Below are 4,306 nucleotides of genomic sequence, written 5' to 3'. Positions count from 1 at the left end.
CCGGCGCGGCATGCTCTACGACTTCAACCCGGTCGGCCTGGTCGGCTTGGCCTGTCCGCGGTGCTGTCGATCATGACCTTCTTCGGGATCTTCGGCGAGACCCTGAAGCCGTACTCGCCCATTGTGGCCGTGGTGGTTTCGTTCCTGGCGACCCCGCTGACCGCCATTCTCACCAAGGGCAAGTACTACCTGCGCCGCGACCACGACGGCATCGACCTGCCGCTGGACGACGAGCACGGCAACCCCTCGGGCGAGACCCTCACCTGCGTGGTCACCGGCATGGAATTCGAGCGCCCGGACATGATCGCCTCCGCGGTCCCGGGACCCGAAGGCGAGATCCAGTACATCAGCTCGCTGGCCCTCTCGACCGACAAGACCGGCATCCACGTGCTGCCGCGAAAGTAACCGCTACAGCAGCGGTTTCCGATCCGAGAGACCGTGCATGAAGACGTAGCAACCCGGGATATGGGGTGCGCCCTCGGCCGCGAACTTCGCTTGATACTCCGAGGGCGACATCCCGACCAGTTCGGTGAATTTCCGACTGAAGGAACCGAGGCTCGAATAGCCGACCAGCATGCAGGCCTCGGTCACCGTCACGTTGGTGGCCCGCAAGAGATCCTGCGCCCGCTCGATCCGCCGCTCGGCGAGATACAGAGCGGGCGTCTTGCCGTAGGTCGCGGCGAAACACCGCAGGAAGTGATACTTCGACACCCCCGCGGCCGCCGCCAGACTGTCCAGATCCAGCGGCTCCGCGTAGTTCCGGTCGGCCAGATCCCGCGCTCGCCGCAGATGCGGCAGCAGCTCCTCGGGAACCGGCCGGCCGGTCATGAGAACGGCTGGATCTTGTCGAAACGCAGGGAAGCCCGCCCCGCGCCCCGCCACAGCCGGGCGGTCATATCCAGGTCCTCGTCGGTGACCAGATTGCCCATCACCCGGACCGCGGTGCGCTGCAACAGCTTCGACCGCATCATCGGCGGGCCGCCCAGCGGCACCGTGCGCGGATGGGTGGCCAGCCCGGCCAGCCGCCGCGCCACCGAATAGGTGCGGCCGTAGCGCTCCCGCAGCAGCTGCGGCCAGATGTGGCTCAGGTCCGGCTCGTCCAGGATTCCGGCGAGCATGTGCCCGCCCTCCAGTCCGTAGTCGATGCCCTCGCCATTGAGCGGATTCACACAGCCCGCGGCATCTCCGGCCAGCGCCCAGTTGCGCCCGGCCAGATTCGATACCGCGCCACCCATGGGCAGCAGCGCCGACGCCACCGCCCGCGCCTCACCCTCGAAACCCCACTCCGCGCGGCGCTGCGAGACATAGTGCTGCAGCAGCGGTTTCAGCGCGATGTGCGAGGGCCGCTTCTCGGTGGCCAGCGAACCGACACCGATATTGACCTCGCCATTGCCCAGCGGGAACACCCAGCCGTAGCCCGGAATCAATTCCCCGTTGGCATCCCGCAATTCGAGATGCGAGGTGATCCACTCGTCGTCGCTGCGCTCGGACTTGATGTAGGCGCGCGCCGCGGTCCCGTACGCGTACTGCCGATGCCAGGTGCGGCCCAGCATCTTTCCCACGGGGGAGCGCACGCCGTCGGCCACGATCAGCGTCTTGCACGACACCGCCCGCAGGCCGCCGTCGGTCTTGACGGTCACCCCGGTGACGCGGTCGCCCTCGCGGGCCACCTCCACCACCTTGGCCCCGTCGACCATCCGCGCCCCCGACTTCACCGCGGTCTCGCGCAGCTTGTCGTCGAGTTCGGTTCGCGGAACGGCACTTCCGTAGGCCGGGAACGACCCGTCGGGCCAGGGCAGCAGCGCCTCGCGGCCGAACCCGGCCATCCGCAGGCCGCGATTGACCGTGTGCGTCCGCACCCAGTCGCCCAGCCCGAGATGTTCGAGTTCCGCGGTGGCGCGCGGGGTCAGGCCGTCGCCGCAGGTCTTGTCGCGCGGGAACACCGCGGAGTCCGTCAGCAGCACATCGCGTCCCGCGCGCGCCGCCCACGCGGCCGCGGCCGACCCGGCGGGTCCGGCCCCGACTACCAGCACATCAGCGTGCGCGGGCAGAAGATCCGATGATTTCCCCTGCTCGGGCGCGACTTCCGGTGAACCCATGCGCTCAATACTTGCAGCACATCACCGACAGTGCATATTTGCCCCGGCTTCCGCACCGGCCCGTTTCAATTCACATAGCGAGTGTTTCGTGCGTCGCACTACGGTGGTGTCCATAGGGGGTGATCGGTCCACACGCTAGGTTCTTTGGCGTGGGGTCGGACGCGGCACTGGGAGAAGAAATGAGCGCATCAGCTGTGAGCGATGAGAGCACCGTGGTCGCGGGGGTGGATCTGGGTGATCCCGAGCTCGCTGCCACTGTGCGCAAGGGCCTGATCGAGGTCGAGGATCTGCTCATCACCGAGCTGTCCGACGGCGAGGAGTTCCTGCAGGAAGCGGCGCTGCACCTGGCCAAGGCCGGCGGCAAGCGATTCCGCCCGCTGTTCACCATCCTCACCGGCCAGCTCGGCCCCGACCCGACCAGTCCCGACCTGGTCACCGCGGGCACGGTCGTGGAACTCGTGCACCTGGCGACCCTCTACCACGACGACGTCATGGACGAGGCCTCCATGCGGCGCGGCGCACCCAGCGTGAACTCGCGCTGGGGCAACAGCGTCGCCATCCTCGCCGGCGACTACCTGTTCGCGCACGCCTCCCGCCTGGTCTCCACCCTCGGCCCCGACGCGGTCCGCATCATCGCCGAGACCTTCGCCGAGCTGGTCACCGGCCAGATGCGCGAGACCATCGGCGCCCGCCAGTCCCAGGATCCCGTCGAGCACTACCTGCGCGTGGTGTGGGAGAAGACCGGTTCGCTGATCGCCGCCGCGGGCCGCTTCGGCGGCACCTTCTCCGGCGCGGGCACCGACCATGTCGAGCGGCTGGCCCGCCTCGGCGACGCCGTGGGCACCGCCTTCCAGATCGCCGACGACATCATCGACATCTCCTCGGTGTCCGAGCAGTCCGGCAAGACCCCCGGCACCGACCTGCGCGAGGGCGTCCACACCCTGCCCGTCCTCTACGCCCTGCGCGACGAGGGCGCCGAGGGCGACCGCCTGCGCAAACTGCTGGCCCAGCCGCTGCAGTCCGACGCCGAGGTCGAAGAGGCCCTCTACCTGCTCTCCCGCTCCCGCGGCCTGGTCCTGGCCAAGGAAAAGCTGCACGGCTACGCCGACATCGCCCACGCCGAACTCTCCGCCCTCCCCGGCGGCCCCGCCAACGAGGCCCTCGAACACCTGGTCCGCTACACCATCGAACGCGTCGGCTGACGGTCGCGAACCCGTCGGCCGACGGTCACGGAGGAACTCCTCCGTGACCTCTATCGTTGACCTGGTGTAACTCAGCGGTGAGGGGGCGTCAGAAGGAGGCCGTATGCATGGGCACGGGTATGCGAACGGGTTGAAGACGTTCGGGCTTTTGGTGGGCATGTCGGCGCTGATCGTGTTCGCGGGCGCCATGTTCCGGAGTCCGATGATTCTGGGCTTCTCGATCCTGCTGGCCGTGGGCATGAATGCCTACGCGTACTTCAACAGCGACAAGCTGGCGTTGAAGGCCATGCACGCGCAGCCGGTGACCGAGCTGGAAGCCCCGGCCATGTACCGGATCGTGCGCGAGTTGGCCACGGCCGCACGGCAACCCATGCCGCGGCTCTACATCAGCCCCACCAACGCGCCCAATGCCTTTGCCACCGGCCGCAATCCGCGCAATGCCGCGGTCTGCTGCACCACCGGCATCCTGCAGATCCTCGACGAACGGGAACTGCGCGCCGTGCTGGGCCACGAACTCTCGCACGTCTACAACCGCGACATCCTGATCTCGTCGGTCGCGGGCGCGCTCGCCGCGGTCATCTCGGGCCTGGCGAACCTGGCCTTCTTCGCCGGCATCTTCGGCGGCAACCGCGACGGCGAAGGCCCGAATGTCATTGGCATCCTGCTGGTTTCGCTGCTCGGCCCGATCGCGGCCTCACTCATCAAACTGGCCGTCTCCCGCTCCCGCGAATACCAGGCCGACCAGGACGGCGCGGAACTCACCGGCGACCCCCTCGCCCTAGCCTCGGCCCTGCGCAAACTCGAACGTGGCACCCAGGCCGCCCCGCTGCCCCCTGAGCCGCAACTGACGGCTCAATCGCACCTGATGATCGCCAACCCCTTCCGCAACGGCGACCGCATGGCGCGCTGGTTCTCCACCCACCCGCCCATGGAAGACCGCATCGCCCGGCTGGAAGAGATGGCAGGCGGCCCCCGCCGCTTTTGAGATGGGGGTCCGGGGCTGGG

The 4,306-nt window shown here is 68.4% G+C and carries 4 protein-coding genes and 1 pseudogene; 3 read left to right on the top strand and 2 right to left on the bottom strand.

Annotated features, from left to right (window positions below):
• Positions 1-405 (top strand): annotated as a pseudogene (locus tag ON43_RS31960) (hypothetical protein); the annotation flags it as partial.
• A 3-nt stretch (positions 406-408) separates the two neighbouring features.
• On the opposite strand, the gene ON43_RS31955 reads toward ON43_RS31960, so the two are convergent.
• Positions 409-828: a helix-turn-helix transcriptional regulator gene (locus tag ON43_RS31955; RefSeq protein WP_040813504.1), complete on the bottom strand. Its 420-nt coding sequence runs from the start codon at positions 826-828 to the stop codon at positions 409-411.
• Positions 825-2,099 (bottom strand): geranylgeranyl reductase family protein, encoded by a 1,275-nt coding sequence (locus tag ON43_RS31950; protein WP_040813502.1) that lies wholly within the window; start codon positions 2,097-2,099, stop codon positions 825-827. The genes ON43_RS31955 and ON43_RS31950 overlap by 4 nt, the downstream gene beginning before the upstream one ends.
• 179 nt (positions 2,100-2,278) lie before the next feature.
• Here ON43_RS31950 and ON43_RS31945 point away from each other — a divergent pair, with 179 nt between their 5' ends.
• Together ON43_RS31945 and htpX are read left to right on the top strand one after the other, a co-directional pair.
• Positions 2,279-3,301, top strand: coding sequence for a polyprenyl synthetase family protein (locus ON43_RS31945; RefSeq protein WP_040813500.1), 1,023 nt, complete (start codon positions 2,279-2,281; stop codon positions 3,299-3,301).
• Positions 3,302-3,404: 103 nt separating this feature from the next.
• Positions 3,405-4,286, top strand: coding sequence for a zinc metalloprotease HtpX (gene htpX / locus ON43_RS31940; RefSeq protein ID WP_040813498.1), 882 nt, complete (start codon positions 3,405-3,407; stop codon positions 4,284-4,286).
• Positions 4,287-4,306: the final 20 nt, after the last annotated feature.

Source organism: Nocardia concava NBRC 100430 (assembly GCF_000308815.1).
In the GTDB taxonomy this organism is placed as follows: Bacteria; Actinomycetota; Actinomycetes; order Mycobacteriales; family Mycobacteriaceae; genus Nocardia; species Nocardia concava.
The sequence above is the reverse complement of the archived record's forward strand: the minus strand, read 5'-3'. Positions and strand labels throughout refer to the sequence as shown.